Origin of the sequence: Microcystis aeruginosa LEGE 91341 (assembly GCF_015206885.1) — a bacterium.
Classification (GTDB): Bacteria; Cyanobacteriota; Cyanobacteriia; order Cyanobacteriales; family Microcystaceae; genus Microcystis; species Microcystis aeruginosa_H.
In genome coordinates, this window is the sequence record NZ_JADEXY010000025.1 from 1 (window position 1) to 23,623 (window position 23,623).

Here is a 23,623-nt window from a genome sequence, read left to right on the forward strand (position 1 = left end):
CCTCTTTTAAGACTCTTACAGCTTCACTTAATCCCGCTATCTGACGATAGACTAAGCTTACCAATAAGGCGACCACCACGGGTAAGGTTAATAATCTATCTCTCATGATTTTTTCATGATTTCCTCGCATATATTTTAGCGGCGTAAATAATCTTGGCTCTAGATCTTTTTTAAGTTCTTCTATTACTTGTGGGATTTCTGGGCTTGGGCATTGATGTGGTCGCCGCAAATCTGGATTCCCCTGTTTTCTCGGTCGTTGCTTAGAGCGCTTTTTCACTGACCCACCTCTGACTTCTCCGCCTTATTTTACCATTTTTTACTTCCTTCCTCTTGGATAATCAGCTACTTTTTATAATTAAGCTTCTTGCTTAAGTTGACACCAATGATCGCGTGCGCCCAAAATGTAATATCAGTAAACAGCAAACAGTGAACTGATTACTGATAACTACCTAGGCAAAATTAATTACACATTTCGATAAAGCTTTTGCCTGTTGCCTCTTGCCTTTTGCCCTTTTTCACTAGGAAATTTATTTTGCAGGACTACTTAACTGATTACTGATTACTGATAACTATAAAAAAAACCGACCAACAAGAGAGAATTCCTGTCAGTCAGTCGGTGAGGATAGGCCGAATTTTAGTCAGCTTTATTTTTTAGCGGGGGCAGCCTTAACGAGTTCCAATTCACTTTCAGCGAAGTTATTGGTATTCAGTCCACCGGCGCTACCACTAAAACCGTGGTAGTTAACAGTGTCAAAACGGACGATAACGGGATAGAGGATACCACTTTTGTCAACACTGGCTACGGTTCCCACATCGTTGTACCAGTAAGACTCTTTACGCTTGATTCTAACTTTGGCTCCGCGTTCGATTCCAGGCATAGCTGTTGTTTTTTTTTAGGGTTTAGTTAACAGGTTACAATCAGAGCGAGTTTGCCGAAAGGGTTTTTACTTTAAGTTTTATTGCAAATCTTGCCACTCCACTGCCACGAAATGCCCCGAACGTCCCCACAGGTCTGCCTTTGGTGCAATGTTAACGATTGTTAAGTTAAAGGGAATGGCCGTGGTCAGGTATTTTTGGGCCGACATTCCCACATCTGGCCCGATTTGAAAAGCGGTGGCAGTGGCTAAACCTAAGCCTAATAACTGAGAAATCGGACCTCTGGGGAAGATAAGATGAGTTCCTAAGACTAAGCCAGCGGTTAAGGCTAAAGTTACCGATAAATTGGTGCCACAACGCGGATGTAATGCCAATTGCCCCTCGCCATTTTTGAGACGATGGAGTGCCTGTTTGGCCGCAATTCGCAGTTCATTTGTATTAATCTGTCCGTAGAGATAAAAACCCCTATCGGTGGACAGTCCCCCCAGGGCCTCGTTATCCGCAGGGGAATGGTCAAAAGGCGATTGACGACGGGCAGCCATTTCGCTTAATACCCAGACGGTGGCGTGTTCCAAGGCGTGAACCTGTCGCAGGGTGAGAAATTCTTTGACACCGGGGATAAAGCCGATTTGTGCCAGTAAATCGCTGTCTTGCTGGGGCGAGGGGTTAAACCAGTCAAAAGAGGGGTTAGAAGGGCTACTAGAGGTCATAAAGTTGCGCTAGGGGGAGTTTTTTCGAGGAATATGAGGGTGCTATCGGGTTGCAAGGCGGTGTCCCAGTCGGTGTCTTGAATGGGAATTGACCAGGGTGGTTTCGACAAAAAGGGGAGAATCTGACCACCGGGGAACTGCTGCTGGTTTTTGCTTTGGGTAAGAAGCGAAAGGATTCCAGTTATCTCGATTGCTGGTCTTGGTCATAGAAACTCTAGTCAATTAGCTGTCTAAATAGGCGTTAATGATAGCAAGAGCCACTAAGGGAGCGGTAATTGTTCTCAAAATGCGTTTTCCCAGTGATACAGGCACAAAATCAGCAGCGAGCGCTTGTTCTATTTCTGCCTCCGTCCATCCCCCTTCCGGTCCGATGGCCATGGTTATCTCGGTTGATGTTTGCAATTGAGAAAGTAGCGGGGCCACTGTTCTACGGGTAACACCAATATAACAAGTTGTCTGTGGGTTAGCTCCCCGCTTAAGGATGGCTAAAAATGGTTGTGGTTCTTCGATTATGGGAATAATCTGTCTTTCTGATTGTTCTACAGCTTCCCGGGCAATTTTTCGCCAACGGTCAATTTTTTGAGGACTAGGATTAACTAAACCTCGTTCTGTCAGCAGCGGGATAATCCGATAAACTCCTAATTCGGTGGCAGCGCGAACGATATCATCAAAGCCATTTTTGGGAATTGCTACCATTAAATTCACTTGTACTGGTAGTTCGCTAGTTTCGTTTATCGCTTCTAAAAGATGGGCCGAATTATCAATTATTTCCGCTAACCACGCTTGTCCTTGTCCATTTAGGGCAATAAAACGGTCATGGGATTTTAAACGAACAACTTTTTTAAGATAATGACTTTGTTCGGGTGTTAAGGCAATTAACCCGTTTTCTAGGGTGTTAAAATCAAGAAGAAGACGGTAATACAAGGCGGTTTAGTCTATATTGCTATTGTGTTCAGAATCACTGTCAGCTAAGTAGGTAGGTGTTAAAAGTTGTCAGATCCCCCCGCCTATCGGCACCCCCCTTATCAAGGGGGGCAGGGGGGATCAGAGGCAAAATCTATCTTCAATTTAATTATAACTACTTACTTATCTATTTTAGCTTTTGTGGTGTTTTTGTATAAGGTTGAGAGTAGATTAGCTTATAGCAGTTATCTTAATGGCGAAGTACGAAGTTTTCCTTTTGGGTAGTCGGTCGTCAATACCAAATTAGGTTATACTTCATATTTACGATAAAGGCTGTAAGTTACTAGGGCTTTACCTAGTCAAATCTGTTATAAAATTTCTCGTCATCAAGGTATCTGTTACCAAATAAGAATTAAGACTAGATAATCTCCACTCCCTAACCCCCAGAAAATTTATGGACATAACTGCTAAAATTGAAGAACTGGCACAAAAATATGAGATACCTCCCCAACTGCTAAAGGAAGCGATGGTTTTAGAAGTAGAAAAAATTACTCTCAAAAATCGGCAGCTATCAGCTAAAATTGTCAAACTTATCGAAAAATATACCGACTCCTCACAATAAATAAACTCTATGACTTTGAGACTGAAACAAATTCGCTTAACTAATTGGAAATGTTATCCTAGTCAAAGGATTACTTTTAACTTGCATCCCGACAGAAATATTCAGATTATCTTCGGTAATAATGGCCACGGTAAAACTTCTCTGATGACAGCGATTTTATGGTGTCTCTATGGGGTAGATATTGTATCTAAAGAGACTCTGAAAACCTATTTTTATCGAGGTAAGGATAATTCTTCACTGGCAATAGAAATGCGGGTAGAATTAAATTTTATTAAAAACGAGAAAAATTACTTTATCAGTCGCACAGCGAAATTAAAAGATAATGGTATCACTTCTTATCCCAGCGTAGAGGAAGCATTATTTTATGAAGATGGAACTATGAAAAGTAACTCTAGGGAATATATCGAATCATTGCTTCCTAAATCTATTCGAGATTTTTTTTGTTTTGATGGCTTAAAAATCGAACAATATACCCAGATAACTCAAACTAAAGAAGCAAAAAAAGCAATTGAAAAAGTTTTGGGTATCCCGGAATTAAGAAATCTGCGCGATGATACAGAAAAAGCCTTACAAGAATTAGAAAAACGTTTAAATAAAGCAGAGGGAACCAGTCAGAAATTTACAGATAAGCTGCAACAATTGCGAGAATTAGAAGAAGAAATTGCTTTTCAACAAAATCAGCTTAAAAACGCTAAAGATGAGGAAAAAAATGCTATAATTATTCATCAGTATTCTCAAGAAAAAGCCACTCAGGTTGAAAGTTTAAGAGAAAAATTAGAGAGAATTCATGACTTAGAGAAAAAGCGTATCGGGTTACAAACTCAGTTAGATAACCTGCAAAAGTCTATTGATTCTTGGTTAAAAAAAGCTTCGATACCTTTGCTGATTAACTTTGTGCAGGAAATGGCCGATGATTTGCAAGTTACTAGCTTAAAAAGCACCTATAAAACTAATTCTACAGCAGTTTTAAAAGCAATACTTGACGATGAAAGCTGTCTATGTGGTCGTTGTTTAGATAAAAATTCTCGTGACTTTATCCTTGAAAAAATTGCCGAACTAGAGTCCTTAGAAGTGGACAACGCCACCAGAATAGAAAAAGACCAAATTAGAATTGATTTACAGGGAATTATCCGAGATAATGCCAAATTTAGCAATTATAGTCAATTGCTTTTACAAAGAGATCTTTTAGAAGAAGAAATCGAAGAAATCAATCAACATATTAAACAGCTAAAACAGGAAACCACGGGAATAAATCAAGACTCGGTAAGGGATATTTGGCGAAAAGTTGACGAATCGGAACGAAAAGTTAAGGAGAGTGAAGAAAGGAGCGAACGCTTGCAAAAGGAAATTGACATTAAAGAAAAGCAATTGGAAAATTTACGCAAAGAAGTGGAAATTTTAGCTAGTGAAAATCAAACCACATTGATGTTATCTAATCAGGTTAAAATGGCCAGAGGTTTAAAAAATGCCACTAACGAATTAATCGAATGGCATATCGATAATTCCCAAAAAATGATTAATCAAGTAACCAGCGATCGCTATTTACAAGTAACCAACAAACCAGAGGAATATACAGGAGTACAAATCACTCCCGAATACACTTTAGGAATCCGTACCATCACAGGAAAATTATTAAATCCCGATGTCCTAAGTGCGGGAGAAAAGGAAGCTTTAGCTTTTGCTTTTATCACCGGTTTAAATCAAATAACCGATACTTGTGTCCCCCTAATTATGGATACACCTTTTGGCAATTTAGATGAAGAACATCGAAAAAATATTATTAACTCTCTCCCTAATTTAAACTCCCAAGTGATTATTTTAGCCACGGATCGAGATCTTCCCGATCGACTTTTAAATCTGCTGCTTCCCTACACTACTGATATATTCAAAATACACCGTTTGGCTGCCGATGAAGATGCTTCCGTGATTGAAGTGATGGAGAATTACTAATGCAGAGAATCGATCCCAGTTTGAAGATTTATGCCTCGGAAACTTCCAGAAATTATCTACAGGTACTAAAAGATAATCAAACCTTTGAGCGCATGGTAGATGCCTATTTATTCGCGGCTGCTTTTGCCATTAAACAAGACTTCAGTATCTACGGAATCAATCTGAGTAATCGACAAGATTTAATTAATATTAGTCAAATCGAGCCAGAAGTTATTTTAGCTTTAACCGCAGGAATTTATATTATCTGTAAAAAGAATTCCTATCCTCAACCCAGTGACGGCAAAGAAGTTTTAGATAAGATCTGTCAATACGCAGAAGTGGGATTAAGGGAATTAAAAGAACGCTGGCAAGGCAAAGTCAGCAATCAAATCCAAGCTGATATTGAGAGAATTATCAATAATCTCTGAAATTCTCCCTATCTAACTATCTTTTTTAGGGATAACGACAAATTAGATTCTTTCCACACTACCAAAAAAGACGGGTTCCACGCGAATAGCAACGATACTAGCCGGACGTAAAACCATATATTCCCCTTGAATATTTCTGATCGGAACATTGATAAAATCCCTGGAATCGGCTTTCGGAACTAATTCATTACTGTACCACTTTTGAAATTCTTGGATGGTCAAAAAACGTACCTCCTCGCGATGTCCACTGCTCAAGAACAAATGTACAGCGTACTCGTCAGCTTTTCTACTCATTTTTTTTAACTAATCAGATGGAATTTTTGTAATAAAGTTGCCATTAAAGGCGGAAAAGTGAGACGCAATTCGCTCAGATCCGAGAAAATTAATTTTTGGTAGCTTGGCAGGTCAAAAGCTAGTTTACCCTTTAATTCCGCCCGATTTTGATAGGTTAGCAGAATTTGTCCGCCCTGTTTACAAGCGATCGCATAACCTAATTCTATACCCACTAGGGGACTGGGCAGTAATTCCGTTTCCTTTTGGCTAATCGCCGTAGCATCAGCAATAAATAATAAACTTTTGCGAATTTTGCGTAATTGACTATCACTCAACCGGGTGACATTGCCCTCAGTTCGAGGCGTTTCTTCGATAGTTAAGGGCAAACGGGCGCGTTTATTAAGATTTTCGACGGTTTCGGTCAAAACTGTTTTTAAAGCGGTGCTAGAGTCCTTAAATTGGCTTTGGGAGCTAAAATAAATGACGGGATCCAGCCAAGTGCTGAGGTCTTGTTTAGTAAAGTAAATTTCTTGGGAAATCAGGTCAATATTCGAGATGACGTAACCGCCACTACCTTCGAGGTAAAATTCCACCCTTTCCCCTTCTAGATAGCGTTGAAACCAGACAGAACCCTGTATCGTCAGACTATCATCGAGAAAATCGGCTCTTAAACCCGATTTTAGGAGACTATTGCGACTTAAGCGCAAGTCGTGGGGACGTTTGATAACCTCGCGGATAGGTTCGTATTTGTCCAGATACCAAGCTTTCAGAGCGATGATGGCCATAGGTGTGGCGATTAAAGACACTCTCCCATTTTAGCAGTAAGCACCGATATCCTCTCCACATTCATCGGCAAGGTAAGAAAGAGCGCGAAATCTTAACATCATCAGGTTTTCGTAGAGGGGATTTAGCTTGCAAAGGGGCGGAATCTCTAGAATTGTCCAGCTAAATAGGGTAATTTTCCGCGCAAAGGGACATTGAGCCGGAATTAGACGACAAATCCTGTGAGCTAGTTCAGGTGTATTGATTTCTAGGCGATCAATTCGTTGCCGCAGGGGTTGCCATAAATCCCATTTTGGTTGCGGTGACGGGTTTTTCCGATTGCCTTTCGACCAAGGGGCAATCCAATTAGAGACAATTATTTTATTTGTGGTATAATCTGATACATCAGCATCGGCCATAGCTTGATCTTCAATTGATTGATTCATAAGGTTCTATCTGAGATTACGAGAGGGCAAATGCTCTTTCCCTAAAATCCTCTAGGACTTTCGGACATTTGACCGCTTTAACGATAACATCTCTGGGATAATAGGTGTGGCTTATCGCGTCAGCAGCCCAGATGCGGGAGTAAGCTGTCAGCTATCTAAATTACTCGTTAAGACTGTCTATGAGCGAGCAGGGAGCAGGAAGAGGAAGTTTGAGCATTTGTACTAATTTCCCGTTTCCCAGCTATCACCTGAAAGCTAATAGGCAACAGACGACAATAAGATAACGTCACGAGTGAGTTTAACTAGATTAATCTCTAAGCTTCCCCCAAAGATATTGGCTCTGATTAGAGCTATTTCTAGGTTAGCAAAAACTCAGGTTTTTTCACGTCAGCATAGTACACTTTTTCTAGGTATAAAATAGCACCCGCTTTTGTCAAAGATACGCAATCCAAGCTGTGGGGTGTGGGGTGTGGGAATTATGAATTATGAATTATGAATTATGAATTATGAATTATGAATTGGGTGGTTTTTTGCTCTGAACAGTAAACGGTGAACTGATAACTGATAACTGATAACTGATAACTGATAACTGATAACTGATAACTGATAACTGATAACTGATAACTGATAACTGATAACTGATAACTGATAACTGATAACTGATAACTGATAACTGATAACTGATAACTGATAACTGATAACTGATAACTGATTTACATTCTTTCCAAAACGGGGATTCCCAAGAGATATAAGCCTAATTTTAGGGTTCTTGCCGTTAAATCACACAAAACTAAACGAGAGGTTTTAATCGGTTCTGCTGCTTTCAGAACGGGACAATTCTCATAGAAACGATTATACTTTTTACTGAGTTCATAAAGATAATCACATAAACGATTGGGTAATAAATCCTCTTCCACGGCACTAATTACTTCTGGCAGTTGCAGTAATTGTTTAGCCAGAATTAATTCGCTTTCATCCTTGAGAATTAGCGGTGAATTGGCACTTAAATCCTGAAAATTAATACCACCTTCGCGACTGATACTCTGAACCCTAGCGTAAGCGTACAGCATATAGGGGGCGGTGTTGCCTTGCAGATTGAGCATTTTGTCGTAACTGAAAACGTAGTTACTATTGCGATTTTGGCTGAGATCGGCGTATTTAACGGCACTTAAACCGACAGTTTCGGCAGTATTAGCGATAAAATCGCCAGTTTCTTCTCTTTCCTCGCTTGCCAGTCTTTTTTCTAAGTCAGCTAGGGAATAGGCGATCGCTTGATCAAGTAATTCTTGTAATCTTACCGTCTCCCCGGAACGAGTTTTTAATTTTTTACCATCTTCCCCTAAAACTAATCCAAAAGCGACGTGAACCACTGCCACATTATCGGGTAAAAATCCCGCTTTTTTAGCCACCTGAAATACTTGGGCAAAATGGTTAGCTTGTCCAGCATCGGTAACATAAATTATTCTTTCGGCTTTATCTTGCCGCACTCGATAACAAATTGCCGCTAAATCGGTGGTAGCGTAATTATAACCGCCGTCGGATTTCTTGACAATTAGGGGCAGAGGATCCCCCTCTTTGTTGGTAAAACCATCGAGAAAGACACATAAAGCGCCATTGTCTTCTATTAGCAATCCCTGGTGATCTAATTCTCTGATTACTGCCTCAAGGTAGGGATTATAAAAAGATTCCCCCCTTTCAGTCAGTTTTATATCGAGAATATCATAGATTTTCTGAAATTCCCGCCGTGATTGTTGACAAAGTAACTGCCATGCTTGACGACTTTGAGGATCACCCGACTGTAATTTTACTACAGCTTGACGGGCAGTTTCTTTAAAGTTCTCGTCTTCATCAAAACGAATTTTAGCCTTTTTATAAAAGCTAACTAAATCCCCTAAATCAAGAGCATCTGCTTGGGTTAAAGCACTAGGATAAGCTTCTTGTAGATAGGTGATTAACATCCCGAATTGAGTACCCCAATCCCCGACGTGATTAAGACGAATTACTTGATGATGACGAAATTCTAAAATCCGAGCAATACAATCACCAATTATAGTTGATCGCAAGTGACCGACGTGCATTTCTTTGGCAATATTGGGACTGGAAAAATCGACAATAATTTTTTGACTGGGGTTAGCAGTGGCAACTCCTAAACGGTTGTCAGTAATTAGGTCTTTTAATTGGGTTTCTAGATAACTGGGTTTAAGGGTAAGATTGATAAAACCGGATCCAGCAATTTCGGGGGGTTGACAGAGATCATCTATCTCTAGATTTTTTAGTAAAGTTGCCGCTACTTCCCGGGGTTTTTGTTTTAATTCTTTGGCTAAAGAGAGGGAAATATTACACTGATAATCGCCAAAACGGGGGTTACTAGCGGCGACAATTAGAGGATCGGTAGCGGCGAAGTTTTCCCCAAAGGATTTAACTAGGGATTGGGAAAAACGCTCTTTTATTTGTTGGATAATGGCAGTCATAGAGAGAATTTAGCAGTTAGAGATTAGACAAAAATTGAGAAGGAATCGGTTAGATTCCTAGCATTAACCAGATTGTGGGTCGAATTAGCTAATGAAGAGACCGATTGATCGTATTCTTTCAAGACTTTTTTGATGATATTTTGTGGTGTATTCATTATAGTTTCGAGCCAACGAGATTAACAATCCAGATAACTTGGGCGATTGACCGTCTTACCTTATCATAATCTGAAGGCGAATCCAATGCAGCTGGCTGCTGGGAAACATTTGCTTTAATATAGTAAGTAAGCTTTACCAATAGTACAACCATGTTAGCCAGTTATATTGATCAAGCGATGGCATTAGCTCGATACGAAATCATCGAAGAAGATGGCACTTATTGGGGTGAAATTCCACCCCTTCAGGGAGTTTGGGCAAATCACGCCAATCTAGAAGATTGCCGGCAAGAATTGCGCGAAGCTTTAAGCGATTGGATTGCTTTACGTCTGTGTTTAGGTTTGCCGATTCCAGTGTTAGCAGGAATAGATCTTAATCTCCTTCCTCAACCCATGTCTTCAATTTAAGATATGCCTAAATTAACCGCCGTATCATGGCTTAATCTAGTTCAAAGATTACGAGAACTTGGGTTTGAAGGTCCCTACGCTGGGGGTAAACACCCTCAAATGCGTCGGGATAATTTAACGATAATTATCCCCAATCCCCATCAAGGTGAAATAGGGGTAGAACTGTTAAAACGCATTCTCAATCAAGCGGGTATTACCAGAGAAGAATGGCTGGGAAAATAGCAGGGAAAACACAGCATTTAACCTACTGCTTAACCAATAAAACCACTGCATAAACTGCGATACCTTCCTCTCGTCCTACTGGTCCCAATTGTTCGTTAGTAGTGGCTTTAATTCCCACCTGTTCTGGATTAATCTTGAGAGTTGCTGCTAACTTAGCTCGCATCGCAATAAGGTGGGGTTTCATTTTCGGTTTTTCGGCAACAATTACCGAATCAATATTATTAATCTGCCAACCTTTATCGATAATTAATTGATTAACTTGTTCTAATAATTTTAAACTATTCGCCCCTTGCCATTGCGGGTCGGTGGGGGGAAAATAATGACCGATATCGCCTAAACTAAGCGCTCCCAGCATGGCATCCATGATAGCATGGGTTAAAACATCGGCATCACTGTGACCCAATAAACCGACAGTATGGGCAATTTCTACTCCTCCTAAAATTAAAGGTCTTCCTGTTACCAATCGGTGGATATCATAGCCGTTACCAATACGAATATTCATAGAGCAGTCCTCATTGTCGGTGTTTCTGCAAATGTGAGATGCACCCAAATTGCGGTAGAATTTTCTTGGGGATAATCTCCTAAGTTCTGACTATCCACTGCCGATTCCCGCAAAGGATAGCCATTTATTCTATCAGATTGAGAAGATATTACTTATGATAACACTTGTGACTATATTTTTCACTGCCTTGCTCGCAGTTACGGATTTTACTTACCAAGTTTTGATTCATTTTCCCATACAAATCCTCAATTCTTTGGGGTCGTTGCTGTCCTATGGAGTAATCGGACTGATAATTTTAGTCCTAGTGTGGATTGTGGGTGACTGATTTCTCGGTAGAAAAAAATGAGAGAATCAGCCTTAGCCAATTCTCCCCAATTTAAACCAACTTTTACTTTTTACTGTTCACTAGCCACTGCTTGGGGTTGTCCTTGCGGTTGGAATTGGAACAGGGAATAAACCACGTTGCGACGGATATCAATCATCATTTCTAAAAACATCTCGTAGCCTTCCTGTTTATACTCAATTAGGGGGTCTTTTTGACCGTAACCGCGTAAACCAATCGACTCGCGTAAAGCTTCCATAGCTTGCAGATGTTCGCGCCATAACATATCGATTTGTTGCAGGATAAAATAACGTTCGGCATCGCGCATTAAACCGGCGCGAATATTATCCACTTGACGTTCTTTAATTTCGTAAGCTTTGCGAACTTCTTCGTGTAGGAACATCTTGATATCATTGACACTCATATCCTCGATATCTTTAGCGGTAATATCTGCCAAGAGATAGACGAATTCCTGAGATTTACTAATCAGTTTTTCTAAATCCCATTCTTCCGCCGGCAGTTCGGGATTAATATAAGCCATGACGATTTCATCCATGGTTTTTTCGGCGTATTGCAGCACCTGTTCTTTTAGGTCCATCCCCTCCAAAACCCGACGACGTTCGGCATAAATAGCACGCCGTTGATTATTCATCACCTCGTCGTATTCAAACACCTGTTTCCGGGCATCATAATAGAAGGTTTCCACTTTTCTTTGCGCGCCTTCCAGGGAACGAGTTAACATTCCCGATTCAATGGGCATATCTTCTTCCACCCGGAAGGCATCCATTAAACCCGCCACGCGGTCGCCCCCAAAAATCCGCAATAAATTGTCTTCTAGGCTTAAAAAGAAGCGTGTGGAACCGGGGTCGCCCTGTCTGCCCGCCCGGCCTCGCAATTGGTTGTCAATACGGCGGGATTCGTGGCGTTCCGTCCCGATAACGTGCAGTCCGCCCCTTTCTACTACCTCATCGTGTTCTTTACCTGTGTAATCTTCATAACTTTTGCGAATTAATTTATAGACTTCGCGTAACTTTTGAATAACCGGGTCATCCGTGGGAGCTTTTTCGGCTGCAATGGCGATTTTTTCTTCCACTTCTAATTCCGGTAAACTTTGAGTTCCGTGGATATCAACGGCAAATTTAACCGCTTCTTTCAGGGCATTTTCTACCTCTTTCGGTAACTCGGTGGGAAAAATTTCTGCTGAGGCACGCCAGTTTTTTTTCTTTTTACCCGGAGCGAATCCTTGCGGGCGATTGCGTTCTCCTAAACTGGGTAAACTAAAGGCCAAATTGTCATCCTCGGGCATAACTAATTTCGGCATTAAATACTCGCGAATTTTCAATCGAGCCATATAGTCGGAGTTACCACCGAGGATGATATCGGTTCCCCGTCCTGCCATGTTTGTAGCAATAGTTACGGCTCCAGCCCGGCCTGCTTGGGCGACGATTTCCGATTCTCTTTCCACGTTTTCTGGACGAGCATTAAGTAAGTTATGGGGAATCTTTCTTTCCTGTAATAACAGCGAAAGCACTTCCGATTTTTCCACACTGGTGGTACCGACTAAAACTGGGCGACCCTGTTCGTGCATTTGTTGACATTCTTCGGCGACGGCGTTCCATTTTGCCTGTTCATTTTTATAGACCACATCGGCTAAATCTTGCCGACGAGAAACGCGGTTAGTGGGAATAATTGTTACTTGCAGGTTATAGACTTTTTCTAGTTCCGTTTCTTCGGTTTTGGCCGTCCCGGTCATGCCGGATAATTTCGGATAGAGTAGGAAAAAGTTTTGATAGGTAATCGTGGCTAAGGTTTGGGTTTCCTGTTGAATTTCTACCCCTTCCTTAGCTTCCACTGCCTGATGTAAACCATCGCCCCAACGTCGCCCTGGTAATACCCGTCCCGTGAATTCATCAACAATAACAATTTCACCACTGCGGACGATATAGTTAACGTCTTTTTTCTGGAGTTCCTTGGCACGAATAGCGTTAGAAATATAGTGCGCCCAGGGATTTTCTTGGTCGTATAAATCGGTAACTTCTAATAGTTCTTCCGCTTTTTTAAAGCCTTCATCGGTCATTAAAACGTTACGGTCTTTTTCGTTAACTTCGTAGTCTCCCGGTCCGTCTTCTACTTCTTGGCGCACTAATTGCTTGGCGATTTCGGCGGCGAGAATATATTTTTCTGTGGGCCGATCGATCGCTCCTGATATAATTAATGGAGTTCTCGCTTCATCGATAAGAATTGAGTCCACCTCGTCGATAACGCAGTAGTTAAAGGGTCTTTGGACGACTTCCCCCATCACTGTAGCCATGTTATCGCGCAGATAATCAAAGCCGAGTTCGCTGTTAGTGGTGTAGGTGATGTCACAGGCATAATTTTTCTTTCTTTCTTCTGGACTCATGCCGGCTTGAATTAGTCCCACACTTAACCCTAAAAAGCGATGTACCTGCCCCATCCATTCCGCGTCACGACGGGCGAGATAATCGTTAACGGTGACGACGTGAACCCCTTTTCCGGTCAATCCATTCAAATAAGCGGGGAGAGTGGCAACCAGGGTTTTTCCTTCCCCAGTTTTCATCTCGGCGATTTGTCCTTTGTTCAGTACCATTCCCCCCAATAACTGCACGTCAAAGTGACGCATCCCTAAGACTCGGATTCCCGCTTCCCGGACAATGGCGAAAGCTTCGGGGAGGATTTCCTCGAGAATATCCTCTCTTTCTTCATAATTTCTCGCTTTGTCTAATCTTTCCTTAAATTCGCTGGTTTTGCTCCTTAATTCCTCATCGGACAGGTTTTTAATATCCTCTTCCAGCAGGTTGATTTCGGTGACGAGGGGCTGAAATTTTTTAATTTTGCGGGCGTTGGGGTCTCCGAGTAGGGCTTTTAACATAGCAGTTTTTATTCTCTCGCTTCGATTGGCTCTTGGTCTGTAGTGTTAACAATTGTATCACTCTGGTTGGGAGTAGAGAATCATTTATCGGTGAACAGGGACTCTTGCCAGTGGGCAAAAATTAAGTTAATCTTCTCTCAATGGTGGCTTAACTAAAGGGAAAACCACCATATTTATTGATAATTATATCTATAGTTTCCATAATTGCGATCGATTCTCCCAAAATGGAGATAATTTGTTGATAATGTTCTAGGTCATCGTAGCTAAGGTGGCGACCTTTGCGGTCTTTTAGCCACTTCTGACACACTTGATAACCGCCGATATAAAAGTTCCAAATTTGGGGCGGAATCCCCGCAAAATACTGGTCATAATTAATCAAAATTTGTTGTTTACTTTCGTTATATTTCACCTGTTCGACTAGATTAGAACCCGCCACGGGATAGCTACTAATTTCTTTTCCCGTTGCTTTCATCAGGTGTAACTGCACTAATCTGTCACCTTTTTTGACGAATTCCCAGAATAGTTCTTGATTACTGGTGAGAGGAACACGAGGAAAGTCTATCTTTAAAAATTCGGCGTAACGTTGGCGATATTGGGGAGAGTGAAAGACGGCATAGATATAGTTAAAAATGTCTTCCGGTCCAAAGGTTTTCTTTTCGTCTCCTTTGCCATCACTGATAAATTCTAAGTCAAGTTTTGCCGAAAGTTCTTTAATAAATTCTGGCGCTAGATTAGGACGGCGACCATTTGGCGAGTTGGTTGGTTCTGTTTCAAATAGGGTTGGGGTATTAGTTGGGTAAAGATAAAGGGGTAAAATTTGCGTGTTTCTATCATGTGAGCCTACTTTCAATTCAATCAATGATTCTGATACATTGACGTGAGAAAAATTCAAAGAAGTTATTTGTCTGGTTACTATTAAGCCAATATTGTCCCCGGCTAGTATATGCTGCATTACCTCACCTCTTGGCATACAGTGAAAGCCTCTTGAGTGAAGAGTATAGTAGGTGTATCTTAAATCAAAAGGTCTATATAAAATAGGCACTAAATTCTTTTTTAATAAACCAGAGTGCCTAATATCTTTTTGTGCTAAATCAACCTTCCAATCTCTTGTATCTTTTCCTAAATTGTACTTTTGCCTTGCTTCTTCAATACTTAGACTTGCAAAATCATTAACTACATTCCAAGTTTCTTCTTCGGTCTGTTGAATTGTTAAACTATCTCTAGCTGTGACGATACCAACACTATTAATTGGCATAATTTCAGTAATTTTACAAAATTGATCGTATTCCGATCGCAGATTAATATTCTGAGGTTTAAATAGATAAAAAGGAGAATCAGGTTGTAATTCTTGCCAAGAAGTAGAATAAAGATCATTTTCCTCTAACCAATGATACTTACCACCGACAATAAATTGATTCTCAATCATCTCTCTTTTACCCCATAAATCAGCATGATAAACTTTAGCTAAATTTGAACAACCATTGTGATACTTAATAAAAAACGCAATCGCTACACCTTGCTGAATATCAAACACATTTTGATCCGGTGAACCATCGGGACAAACTTCTTTTTTCTTACTATTCCCATGCAAATCTAAAACATAAATCTCATCAAAAGTCTGCATCAAATTTTGACGCATTCCCCGAAAAGTTGGGTTATCCAAATAACCATGATTTGTAATTAACGCCACAACTCCATAACCGGTTTCCGCTACCCGATACTGAGCAAAGCGAATAAACTTCACATAATCATCTAATAAACCTTTGGGGTTTCTCTCTCCCAATGGTTTTCCATCTAATTGATAATAATCCTTAACCAAATTCACAATCCAAGGGTCAGTATTCATCGACTGATAGGAATAGGGAGGATTGCCTAAAATAACCATGACTGGCATTTCTTGCTTAACATCTTTTGCTGCAGCTGCTTCATCGCGAATACGATTTAAAAAACCATCAGCGGGGGGAATTTGAAAAGCTTCCTGTAGGGTGTTGGTGAGATAGATTCCCAAGCGTTCATCAGCACTAAAATCATAGCCTAATTCCTGAAGTTGTAAACCTAATTTCATGTGTGCTACGGTGTAGGGAGCCATCAGTAATTCAAACCCAAAGAGACGGGGTAATAAATGTTTACTAACATAACCAGACCACATCCCTTGTTGTTGACGAAAACTATCATAGATATGGTCGATAACAGAGTGTAAAAAAGTGCCTGTTCCCACAGCAGGATCGAGGATTAAAACTTGGTGAACTTCCTGAGTTTCTTGGCTATTATTAGGATTTTTAATCGTAATTTTTTTGGCATCGGCTAAACCTTTAGGAATCTGAAATTTATTTTTTAGAATATAGTCCACACTGCGAACCATGTAAGAAACCACGGGTTCAGGGGTATAATAAACCCCCCTAGACTCACGCATTTTACTATCGTATTCTGCTAAAAAAGTCTCATAAAAGTGAACCACAGGATCCTGTTTGCGCGTGCGTTTTCCAAAGCTGCCGAGAATCCCCTCCATGTCCGTTTGTTGTAAAATAGTCGCTAGAGTATCCACGGCCCAAGTAATCCGCTCATCTAATTCTGTACCAGCAATTTGATGAAAAATTCCCCGCAAAAAAGGGTTAGTTTTCGGTAGTCGAAATGCTGCCGTTTCCCTGGAAAAAGAACTTATTTGATCCGTATTACAGCGTGCCGCGAATAAACCATAACAAATTGTTTGTGCATACATATCCGCAAACTGTCCTTCGTTGAGATCACTAATTAAAACTCGTTGAAAAGATTGCAATTGTTGCCGCAACATTCCCCCGCAATCTTGATCTTTTAAAGCTTGGCCGATTGCATCTCGAATTAACTGCGCTAAAGCGGCCATTTTTTTCGCCAATTCTCGCGGTGTTGTTATCTGAATAACTTTTGAGAGGAAAAATTGACAGAACAATTGTTCTACTTGTGAAATACCCTGGGAATCAGGTTTAATTTGCTTTTTTTGATTAAGACTTGCCACGGACGCTGATAGACGCAATTCTCCCGATACATACCAACGAAATTCTAAATGATCGGTGATAATTAAATTACCCAAAGCCTGTAAATAACGTTTTATTTGGGGAGTATTTTCAACCTTTTTCAGAGAAGTTCCGATATCTTTTGCTTCCAGATGGCCAATTTCTACCATACCCTGATTAATCACAAAATCCGGAGCGCCACAAGCAATCCTTTTCGGTTCATTGAGAGCTTGTAGGTTATTATTTAGGGATTCAATTAATTTTTTTAAAGCAGGACGATAACTGTGTTCTGTGGCGTTACCCTGTTGATAAATTCCCGCGATTTCCTCTAGATATTTTGGCAGTGAGTTACTCATTATCGTTGCGACATACAAACGTTCTCCTATAGATAAAATATAACCTCATTTAGACCCAATGTCCACTGAGATGCCCTCATCCTACTTTATCCCTATCCTCAAGGATACCAAAATCAGCTAAAATGAGATAATCGATAGGCGATAATCTCATCCCAACAACTTCACCAAAATATTAACGATGGTCAAAGTATCATCTCCCTTATCTCTAGAGCATCTCTACAATGTTCCCACCTACACTATAGCCGATACTGCGCGCTATCTCCATATTCCTTTACCCACTCTGAGAACGTGGGTACGAGGACGCACCTACCCGACAAAAAAAGGACAAAAAGAGTTTTTACCCCTCATTCAACGGCCTAATCCGAATATTCCGCAACTTTCCTTTACTAACTTAGTGGAAGCGCACGTTTTAAGAGTTATTCGCACAGTTCATAACATCCCTCTCGATAAAGTTAGACTTGCCCTAGACTATATTAGTGAACAATTTAACACCGATCATCCTCTGGTTCAAAAACAATTTAGTACCGATGGAATTGACCTTTTTATCGAACAATTTGAACATTTAATTAATGCCTCCCGTTCGGGACAATTGACGATGAAACAATTCTTAAATAATCTCTTAACTCGTATTGAATGGGATGAACAAGATATCGCCACACGGCTTTTTCCCACTATCGACATAAATGGGCAAGACTTCAGCGATAAAGTCCTCAAGATAGACCCTAATATTTCCTTCGGAAAACCCGTGATCACAGGAACAGGAATTCCCACTAAAATTGTCACAGAACTTTATGATGTGGGGGACTCTATAGAAGATATTGCCAATGATTATAATTGTCAACCTTGGCAAATTGAAAAAGCGATTTTATTCGAGTCCAATTGGCAAGCGGCATGACCTATCAATACACCTATTTTATCGACCGTGCTTTAGGAAAATCTATCGGTGAAGCTTTGCAAGAAATAGGGGTTAAAATTGAATTTCATCATGCCCATTTTGCCCCAGATGCACCGGATACGGAGTGGCTACCTATTGTTAGTCAAAGAGGATGGATAGTATTAACTAAAGATGTAAACATTGGTAGAAATATTTTAGAAGTTCAACAGATAGCCCGTTATCAGGCTCAAGTATTTGTTCTAGTTTCTGGTAACTTACCTCGTCAAACCATGATTAATATTTTTGTCGAAACAATCGATAAAATTGAAAAAATAACCCAAGGTAATCAAGCCCCTTTTATCGCCAAAATATACCAAGATTTTCAAGTAAAATTGTGGAAAAATAAAAATGAATTAACTAGAATAATAGAAACTATTTAAAACCTATTCTTAATCCCTCCACTTGCTGTTAAATTTATTTCCGTTCACTTCACCCAGGGGAAGGGGGGACTTCTGGCGAGATTTGAGTTAAACTAGAAAGGTTGACTATTGACAAACATCGATCGCACAGGAGTAAATTATGTCTAGAGTCTGTACTATGACGGGGAAAAAGGCCAATAACGCCTATGCGGTGTCCCACTCCCACCGTCGCACCAAAAAATTACAAGAAGCTAACCTACAATGGAAAAGAGTTTGGTGGTCGGAAGGCAACCGTTGGGTAAAACTACGCATCTCCACCAAAGCTATCAAAACCATTGAAAAGAAAGGATTAGCCGTCTTCGCTAAAGAAGTAGGCTTAAACTTGAATTTGTACTAAGCGAGTAGTTCAGGAGTGGAGACGAATCGGCCCTATGGTTGACTCCTCTGCTTTTGATTATTAAGTATTGCAACAGGGCGTGATGTGGGGTGAAAACTACCTTTAAGATTAAAAACTTAAAACGACCTGTTCAGGAGAATTTCAATGTATTCAACCCTATTAATGGCCGCCACCGCCGTGCAAGGTTCCAGCGAATGGAGTCCCAAAGTGGCGATTGTCATGATTATCTGCAATATTCTCGCTATTGCTTTCGGTAAAGCGACTATTCAACAACAAAATGTCGGTCCTGCTTTACCTTCCCCCGCTTTATTCGGTGGTATGGGATTAGGCGCTTTACTGGGTACTACCAGTTTTGGTCATGTCCTCGGCGCCGGTGTCATCCTCGGTCTCTCCCGTCTCGGAGTTATCTAAATATTTTTTGATTTTCTCAATCGGTGGCCAAAAGTCACCGATTTCTTTTGTGAAAAATTCTGGACTATATAATAAATATGACTTTACCTCAAAAAAACTCTTTTTGGTACGATGATCGATTTCAGAAGATTTTTCTACAGGTAATTATCCTGTTAATTGTCTGTCTAATTTTCTGGTTTTTTGGTCGCAATTTAGTGATTAATTTTCAACGCTTACGCTTAAGTTTTGGCTTTGGCTTTCTCTTTGATCCTGACCGACCTGCCTCTTTTGCGATTGGTGACTCTCCTATTGCCTACAGTCCTACCGATACCTATTTTCGCGCTCTTTTGGTGGGATTAGTTAATTCCCTCCGTATTATGATTAGTGGCATATTTTTGGCGATTAGTCTGGGAATAGTCATCGGGTTAGGTCGCTTGTCCGATAATTGGTTAATTCGTCAGTTGGCAACAATTTATGTGGAAACTATTCGCAATACTCCTTTATTATTACAATTATTTTTCTGGTATTTTGCTGTATTTCTGAAACTGCCGAAAATTGAGGAATCTCTAGAGTTTTTTGGCAGTGTATTTTTAAATAACTCAGGAGTCTATTTACCTTTTCTCGCCAATAGTTTCAGGACATGGTTAGCCTTAGCTATCATTACTTTAGGAATAATTCTCTCAGTATTTTTATCCCTAAAAAATAAACTTAGTTTATGTCTAACTAGCCTACTACTCCTAGTTATAATTCCTCTAATCTGGGGTTTACAATGGCAAAGTCCCCAAGTTAATCCTCTTAATCAAAATATTGACTTCGGTTTACATCTTTCTTCTGAGTTTGCTACTCTCCTAATCGGTTTAACTGTTTATACAGCTGCCTTTATTGCGGAAACAGTACGGGGAGGGATTCAATCGGTTAATCGGGGACAATGGGAAGCAGCTAAAGCCTTGGGATTAAAACCTTTATTAGTGATGAGATTAGTAATTTTTCCCCAAGCTTTGCCAGTGATTATTCCTCCTTTAACTAATGAATGTTTAAACCTTGTTAAAAATTCTAGTTTAGCGATCGCTATTGGTTATAATGATATTTATGCTATCTCTAGTACCATCGCTAATCAGACAGGAAAAGCAGTGGAAATGTTAATAGTAGTTATGGCCACCTATTTATTCTTTAATCTGGTGATTTCTTTGGCTATGAATCAATTAAACAAACGGGTAAAAATTCAGGAAAGGTAGAAAGGTAGTGGACTGTTTCAGCTAATTTATTGCAATAGATTCTCCCGATTCCTCCTCCTTAAACACAGGATAAAGATGTTTCAGCTTGACCCTAGCATCGCTGGTCGTAAACGTCCATATTACCGTAGATGCAGGGTGAGAGCATCTCAAAAGCTATTGACAATTAGCCAATTTTGTGATCCCCATGGGCATTTCAGGTGATACCAGTCAATCAGAATAGTTACGAAATCGACCCAAATGGGTCGATTTTTGCTTAACAATTGAGATAGCCAATTCTCCTCAAATATGCCTGAATCGCTCTCTGGGCAAGCAACTCACATAAAGTTCATTTTGTCAAGGATTGTTAAGATGCGCTCACTCTGCCCCAATCCCGTTACTATTGCCTCTTGCCTCCTTTCAACAAACAATTTAAATTACCAACAGCTTAGAGAGTTTCCCCTTAAAAATCCCACCGAAGAAGATTGATATCTGAAATAGGCAACGTCATCTATTCTCCGTAGGATTCAGCAGTAATTTTCCCCCGAAAAACGATGTAATTATAAACCGTATAGGCTAGTAAAATTGGGATTAAAAAACCCACAAAAGTCAGCATAAACACCAAAGAACTAGGGGCGGCCGCCGCTTGATAAATTGTCACGGACGGGGGAATAATATCGGGAAAAATCAACAATCCCAAACCGATAAAAGAGAGCATAAACAGCAATACTGTCCAGACCATCGGGGTGTTTTCTTCCTTTAGTTGCAAACTCCGCAGTAATAAACCCAGTAAGACCACAGCTAGAATCGGGATGAGGATAAAAATGTAAATTAGTCGAGGGTCAAATAAACGCTGACGGATGTGGTCAGAAAGCAGTGGTGTACTGATAGTGATAAAGACAGCACCGATAAAAGTCGTAATAGCGGCAATTTTTGCCGTTTTATAGTGAACTTCCTGTAAATTACCCGTAGTTTTCAGAATTAGGTAAGTGGAACCCACTAAAACATAAGCTTGGATTAAAGTTAGAGACACTAGAATCGATCGCCATGTTAACCAATCAAAGGGGCCGCCGGCAAAATGACCCAATTCATCCACCTTAATGCCCTCAAAAACCGCACCGAGGGCGAATCCTTGCCCCAAAGCGGCCAAAAAACTGCCGAGTCCGAAGGCATAATTCCAGAACAACTTGCGACGAGAATGTTCACGAAACTCGAAGGAAACAGCCCGAAATAACAGCCCCACCACCATAATCACTGCTGGCAGGTATAAAGCGTTTAAAATTGTCCCGTAAGCTAGGGGAAACGCCCCAAACAGGGAACCCCCCATCAAGACAATCCAAGTTTCGTTAGCATCCCAAACATTGCCCAAACTGGTCATTAAAATACTGCGACGCTTCTCGGAGGAGGAAGTCAGGGAAAGAATTCCCACTCCCAAGTCAAAACCATCGAGGAGGACGTAGAGAAACAGGAATAAACCCAGAATAAAAAACCAAATTTGTGGCAAAAAATACTGTAACGGTTCCATAGTTCCTCCTATTGTTGCGCTTCTAGGGAACGAGAACTAACCTCCTGTGAGGTCACTTTTTCCTCTTGAGTCCCCGGCAGTGGTAAGTTAAGATTTGGTCCCTGACGGATAATAAGACTGCCAAAATAGAGAGCAGAAACCAAGAAAACGACATAAATCGCTGTAATTCCGATTAAAGAGGTTAAAATCTCGCCTGCGGGCAGTTTAGAAGCAGCATCCACCGTCCGGATTTGATTGTAAACCGTCCAGGGTTGACGACCGACACAACGGACAATCCAACCGGTTTCAACCGCAAGATAACCCAGAGGGGCCGCAAAAACCCAAGCGCGTAGTAACCATTTTTGACTGTCGATTTTTTCGTTAGATAATTGACCGCGCAGCCATTGCCCGACAGTTACAGCCATTAAAGACGCAAGAAAAAGACCGATAGCGACCATAATCCGGAAGGAATAATAGATTAGCCCCACCATGTGCGGTCTGTCTTCGTATTTCCACGTTTTTAAGCCGAGAACAGGTTCCGATAACTTGGGTTTTAATTCCAAAAGATAACCCAAAGCATTAGGTATCTTCACTTCCCAGCTATTTGTCTCCGCTTTATCCTTGGGTAAAGCAACCAAACTCCAACCGGCAGTTTCTCCCGCAGGAATGGTTTCCCATTGCGCTTCCATGGCGGCTAATTTAGCCGGTTGATAGTGATACACTTGTTCGGCACTAAGATGACCGACAAAAATTTGCAAGGGGGCGATAACAATCGCTAGAGTAAGAATAATTTTGAGAGAACGACTAAAAAAGCTAATGTGACGTTTATTGAGCAAATACCAAGCACTAATCCCACCAATGACGAATAAAGAAGTTTCCAGAGTAGCGAAAAACATATGCAGGAAACTATTAACCATGAAGGGATTGAGAATCGCTTGTAGGTAGTCCTGAACGATAAATTTACCATCCACGAAGATGCCACCGGCGGGGGTTTGCAGCCAAGAATTAGCGGTTAAAATCCAGAAAGTGGAAAGATTAGCCCCAAAAGCGACGAGAATTGTCGCTAGGAAGTGAATTAACGGGGGAACTCGTCCCCAACCAAACAGCATAATTCCTAGAAAACTAGCCTCTAGCATAAAGGCCATGGTTCCCTCGAAACCGAGGATAGTTCCGAAAAAGTCCCCCACTGCTTCCGAAAAAGGCGCCCAATTCATACCAAACTGAAAAGCCATGGGTAAACCAGAAGCAACTCCAATGCCGAAATTGAGAATGTAGAGTTTTGACCAGAAGCGAGCGTGATGATAGTAGTCTGGATTGCGGGTTTTTAGCCATAATCCTTCGACAATAACTAGATAGATGCCCATACCAGTGGTTAACACCGGCCAAAGCATATGAAAAATAGCGGTGATGGCGAATTGTATCCGCGACAAAGCAACGGGATTGGCAAGTAAATCCATGATTACAATCTTTGAACGATCGTGAATATATCATAAGCACCTATAATACTTAGCCAGTAATGCCCTGAAAAGGCAAGGGTAAATAGGGATTATATAGATTGTTTTTAGA

22 protein-coding genes are annotated in these 23,623 nt (G+C 40.7%); 10 read left to right on the plus strand and 12 right to left on the minus strand.

Features of this window, described 5'->3' with window-relative positions:
- Positions 1–644 precede the first annotated feature (644 nt).
- From IQ234_RS05840 to IQ234_RS05850, 3 genes are all read right to left on the minus strand, one after another.
- Positions 645–878, minus strand: coding sequence for a photosystem I reaction center subunit IV (locus tag IQ234_RS05840; RefSeq protein ID WP_002743487.1), 234 nt, complete (start codon positions 876–878; stop codon positions 645–647).
- 78 nt (positions 879–956) lie between these two features.
- Positions 957–1,586, minus strand: coding sequence for a DUF6391 domain-containing protein (locus tag IQ234_RS05845; RefSeq protein WP_193956390.1), 630 nt, complete (start codon positions 1,584–1,586; stop codon positions 957–959).
- 222 nt (positions 1,587–1,808) lie between these two features.
- Positions 1,809–2,510, minus strand: coding sequence for a 16S rRNA (uracil(1498)-N(3))-methyltransferase (locus IQ234_RS05850; protein ID WP_193956391.1), 702 nt, complete (start codon positions 2,508–2,510; stop codon positions 1,809–1,811).
- A gap of 433 nt (positions 2,511–2,943) precedes the next feature.
- On the opposite strand from IQ234_RS05850, the gene IQ234_RS05855 reads away from it, so the two are divergent.
- The 3 genes from IQ234_RS05855 to IQ234_RS05865 are packed head-to-tail and all read left to right on the plus strand — an operon-like array spanning position 2,944 to position 5,468.
- Entirely contained in the window at positions 2,944–3,111 is a 168-nt protein-coding gene (locus IQ234_RS05855; RefSeq protein WP_193956392.1) for a hypothetical protein, read from the plus strand.
- A 9-nt stretch (positions 3,112–3,120) separates the two neighbouring features.
- On the plus strand, positions 3,121–5,061 hold the full coding sequence (locus tag IQ234_RS05860) for an AAA family ATPase (RefSeq protein WP_193956393.1): 1,941 nt from the start codon (positions 3,121–3,123) through the stop codon (positions 5,059–5,061).
- The gene (locus IQ234_RS05865; RefSeq protein ID WP_110578642.1) at positions 5,061–5,468 is read left to right on the plus strand and encodes a hypothetical protein; all 408 of its coding nucleotides are present in this window, start codon (positions 5,061–5,063) and stop codon (positions 5,466–5,468) included. The genes IQ234_RS05860 and IQ234_RS05865 overlap by 1 nt, the downstream gene beginning before the upstream one ends.
- A 42-nt stretch (positions 5,469–5,510) precedes the next feature.
- Here the strand turns inward: IQ234_RS05865 and IQ234_RS05870 are convergent, their stop codons facing one another.
- The 4 genes from IQ234_RS05870 to argS form a co-directional block, all read right to left on the minus strand.
- On the minus strand, positions 5,511–5,762 hold the full coding sequence (locus IQ234_RS05870; RefSeq protein ID WP_002750923.1) for a hypothetical protein: 252 nt from the start codon (positions 5,760–5,762) through the stop codon (positions 5,511–5,513).
- Between the two features lie 5 nt (positions 5,763–5,767).
- Positions 5,768–6,526 carry a hypothetical protein gene (locus tag IQ234_RS05875; protein ID WP_193956394.1) on the minus strand — a complete coding sequence of 253 codons (759 nt, stop codon included), beginning with the start codon at positions 6,524–6,526 and terminating at the stop codon, positions 5,768–5,770.
- A gap of 30 nt (positions 6,527–6,556) precedes the next feature.
- On the minus strand, positions 6,557–6,949 hold the full coding sequence (locus IQ234_RS05880; protein ID WP_193956395.1) for a Mo-dependent nitrogenase C-terminal domain-containing protein: 393 nt from the start codon (positions 6,947–6,949) through the stop codon (positions 6,557–6,559).
- Between the two features lie 713 nt (positions 6,950–7,662).
- A complete protein-coding gene (argS, locus tag IQ234_RS05885; protein ID WP_193956396.1) occupies positions 7,663–9,420 on the minus strand; it encodes an arginine--tRNA ligase in 1,758 nt (585 codons plus the stop codon).
- Between the two features lie 305 nt (positions 9,421–9,725).
- Here argS and IQ234_RS05890 point away from each other — a divergent pair, with 305 nt between their 5' ends.
- Entirely contained in the window at positions 9,726–9,980 is a 255-nt protein-coding gene (locus IQ234_RS05890) for a type II toxin-antitoxin system HicB family antitoxin (RefSeq protein WP_158201521.1), read from the plus strand.
- Positions 9,981–9,983: 3 nt separating this feature from the next.
- A complete protein-coding gene (locus tag IQ234_RS05895; RefSeq protein ID WP_193956397.1) occupies positions 9,984–10,202 on the plus strand; it encodes a type II toxin-antitoxin system HicA family toxin in 219 nt (72 codons plus the stop codon).
- 22 nt (positions 10,203–10,224) lie between these two features.
- Here the strand turns inward: IQ234_RS05895 and ispF are convergent, their stop codons facing one another.
- From ispF to IQ234_RS05910, 3 genes are all read right to left on the minus strand, one after another.
- Positions 10,225–10,704, minus strand: a complete 480-nt coding sequence (ispF, locus tag IQ234_RS05900; RefSeq protein ID WP_193956398.1) for a 2-C-methyl-D-erythritol 2,4-cyclodiphosphate synthase — start codon at positions 10,702–10,704, stop codon at positions 10,225–10,227.
- A 395-nt stretch (positions 10,705–11,099) separates the two neighbouring features.
- Positions 11,100–13,916 carry a preprotein translocase subunit SecA gene (gene secA, locus IQ234_RS05905; RefSeq protein ID WP_193956399.1) on the minus strand — a complete coding sequence of 939 codons (2,817 nt, stop codon included), beginning with the start codon at positions 13,914–13,916 and terminating at the stop codon, positions 11,100–11,102.
- A 148-nt stretch (positions 13,917–14,064) separates the two neighbouring features.
- A complete protein-coding gene (locus IQ234_RS05910) occupies positions 14,065–17,262 on the minus strand; it encodes a type ISP restriction/modification enzyme (protein ID WP_193956400.1) in 3,198 nt (1,065 codons plus the stop codon).
- A gap of 178 nt (positions 17,263–17,440) precedes the next feature.
- Between IQ234_RS05910 and IQ234_RS05915 the strand changes: the two genes are divergently transcribed.
- From IQ234_RS05915 to IQ234_RS05935, 5 genes are all read left to right on the plus strand, one after another.
- Complete coding sequence (locus IQ234_RS05915) at positions 17,441–18,157, plus strand: DUF433 domain-containing protein (RefSeq protein ID WP_193956401.1); 717 nt, start codon at positions 17,441–17,443, stop codon at positions 18,155–18,157.
- Positions 18,154–18,576, plus strand: coding sequence for a hypothetical protein (locus IQ234_RS05920; protein ID WP_193956402.1), 423 nt, complete (start codon positions 18,154–18,156; stop codon positions 18,574–18,576). The genes IQ234_RS05915 and IQ234_RS05920 overlap by 4 nt, the downstream gene beginning before the upstream one ends.
- 139 nt (positions 18,577–18,715) lie before the next feature.
- Positions 18,716–18,952: a 50S ribosomal protein L28 gene (rpmB, locus tag IQ234_RS05925; RefSeq protein WP_002775299.1), complete on the plus strand. Its 237-nt coding sequence runs from the start codon at positions 18,716–18,718 to the stop codon at positions 18,950–18,952.
- Between the two features lie 144 nt (positions 18,953–19,096).
- The gene (psaK, locus tag IQ234_RS05930; protein WP_002760753.1) at positions 19,097–19,363 is read left to right on the plus strand and encodes a photosystem I reaction center subunit PsaK; all 267 of its coding nucleotides are present in this window, start codon (positions 19,097–19,099) and stop codon (positions 19,361–19,363) included.
- 77 nt (positions 19,364–19,440) lie between these two features.
- Positions 19,441–20,577 carry an amino acid ABC transporter permease gene (locus IQ234_RS05935; protein WP_193956403.1) on the plus strand — a complete coding sequence of 379 codons (1,137 nt, stop codon included), beginning with the start codon at positions 19,441–19,443 and terminating at the stop codon, positions 20,575–20,577.
- A 487-nt stretch (positions 20,578–21,064) separates the two neighbouring features.
- On the opposite strand, the gene cydB is transcribed toward IQ234_RS05935, so the two are convergent.
- Positions 21,065–22,078 carry a cytochrome d ubiquinol oxidase subunit II gene (gene cydB, locus IQ234_RS05940; protein ID WP_002753098.1) on the minus strand — a complete coding sequence of 338 codons (1,014 nt, stop codon included), beginning with the start codon at positions 22,076–22,078 and terminating at the stop codon, positions 21,065–21,067.
- An 8-nt stretch (positions 22,079–22,086) separates the two neighbouring features.
- Complete coding sequence (locus IQ234_RS05945) at positions 22,087–23,514, minus strand: cytochrome ubiquinol oxidase subunit I (RefSeq protein ID WP_193956404.1); 1,428 nt, start codon at positions 23,512–23,514, stop codon at positions 22,087–22,089.
- Positions 23,515–23,623 lie beyond the last annotated feature (109 nt).

Excerpts from the sequence above, each read along its gene's own strand:
- IQ234_RS05870 (WP_002750923.1), bottom strand. The coding sequence starts at position 5,762 with ATGAGTAGAAAAGCTGACGAGTACGCTGTACATTTGTTCTTGAGCAGT.
- IQ234_RS05855 (WP_193956392.1), top strand. The coding sequence starts at position 2,944 with ATGGACATAACTGCTAAAATTGAAGAACTGGCACAAAAATATGAGATA.
- IQ234_RS05890 (WP_158201521.1), top strand. The coding sequence starts at position 9,726 with ATGTTAGCCAGTTATATTGATCAAGCGATGGCATTAGCTCGATACGAA.
- psaK (WP_002760753.1), top strand. The coding sequence starts at position 19,097 with ATGTATTCAACCCTATTAATGGCCGCCACCGCCGTGCAAGGTTCCAGC.
- ispF (WP_193956398.1), bottom strand. The coding sequence starts at position 10,704 with ATGAATATTCGTATTGGTAACGGCTATGATATCCACCGATTGGTAACA.
- IQ234_RS05875 (WP_193956394.1), bottom strand. The coding sequence starts at position 6,526 with ATGGCCATCATCGCTCTGAAAGCTTGGTATCTGGACAAATACGAACCT.
- cydB (WP_002753098.1), bottom strand. The coding sequence starts at position 22,078 with ATGGAACCGTTACAGTATTTTTTGCCACAAATTTGGTTTTTTATTCTG.
- secA (WP_193956399.1), bottom strand. The coding sequence starts at position 13,916 with ATGTTAAAAGCCCTACTCGGAGACCCCAACGCCCGCAAAATTAAAAAA.
- IQ234_RS05845 (WP_193956390.1), bottom strand. The coding sequence starts at position 1,586 with ATGACCTCTAGTAGCCCTTCTAACCCCTCTTTTGACTGGTTTAACCCC.
- IQ234_RS05860 (WP_193956393.1), top strand. The coding sequence starts at position 3,121 with ATGACTTTGAGACTGAAACAAATTCGCTTAACTAATTGGAAATGTTAT.
- IQ234_RS05920 (WP_193956402.1), top strand. The coding sequence starts at position 18,154 with ATGACCTATCAATACACCTATTTTATCGACCGTGCTTTAGGAAAATCT.
- IQ234_RS05935 (WP_193956403.1), top strand. The coding sequence starts at position 19,441 with ATGACTTTACCTCAAAAAAACTCTTTTTGGTACGATGATCGATTTCAG.
- IQ234_RS05910 (WP_193956400.1), bottom strand. The coding sequence starts at position 17,262 with ATGAGTAACTCACTGCCAAAATATCTAGAGGAAATCGCGGGAATTTAT.
- IQ234_RS05840 (WP_002743487.1), bottom strand. The coding sequence starts at position 878 with ATGCCTGGAATCGAACGCGGAGCCAAAGTTAGAATCAAGCGTAAAGAG.
- IQ234_RS05865 (WP_110578642.1), top strand. The coding sequence starts at position 5,061 with ATGCAGAGAATCGATCCCAGTTTGAAGATTTATGCCTCGGAAACTTCC.
- IQ234_RS05880 (WP_193956395.1), bottom strand. The coding sequence starts at position 6,949 with ATGAATCAATCAATTGAAGATCAAGCTATGGCCGATGCTGATGTATCA.
- rpmB (WP_002775299.1), top strand. The coding sequence starts at position 18,716 with ATGTCTAGAGTCTGTACTATGACGGGGAAAAAGGCCAATAACGCCTAT.
- IQ234_RS05915 (WP_193956401.1), top strand. The coding sequence starts at position 17,441 with ATGGTCAAAGTATCATCTCCCTTATCTCTAGAGCATCTCTACAATGTT.
- IQ234_RS05895 (WP_193956397.1), top strand. The coding sequence starts at position 9,984 with ATGCCTAAATTAACCGCCGTATCATGGCTTAATCTAGTTCAAAGATTA.
- IQ234_RS05945 (WP_193956404.1), bottom strand. The coding sequence starts at position 23,514 with ATGGATTTACTTGCCAATCCCGTTGCTTTGTCGCGGATACAATTCGCC.
- argS (WP_193956396.1), bottom strand. The coding sequence starts at position 9,420 with ATGACTGCCATTATCCAACAAATAAAAGAGCGTTTTTCCCAATCCCTA.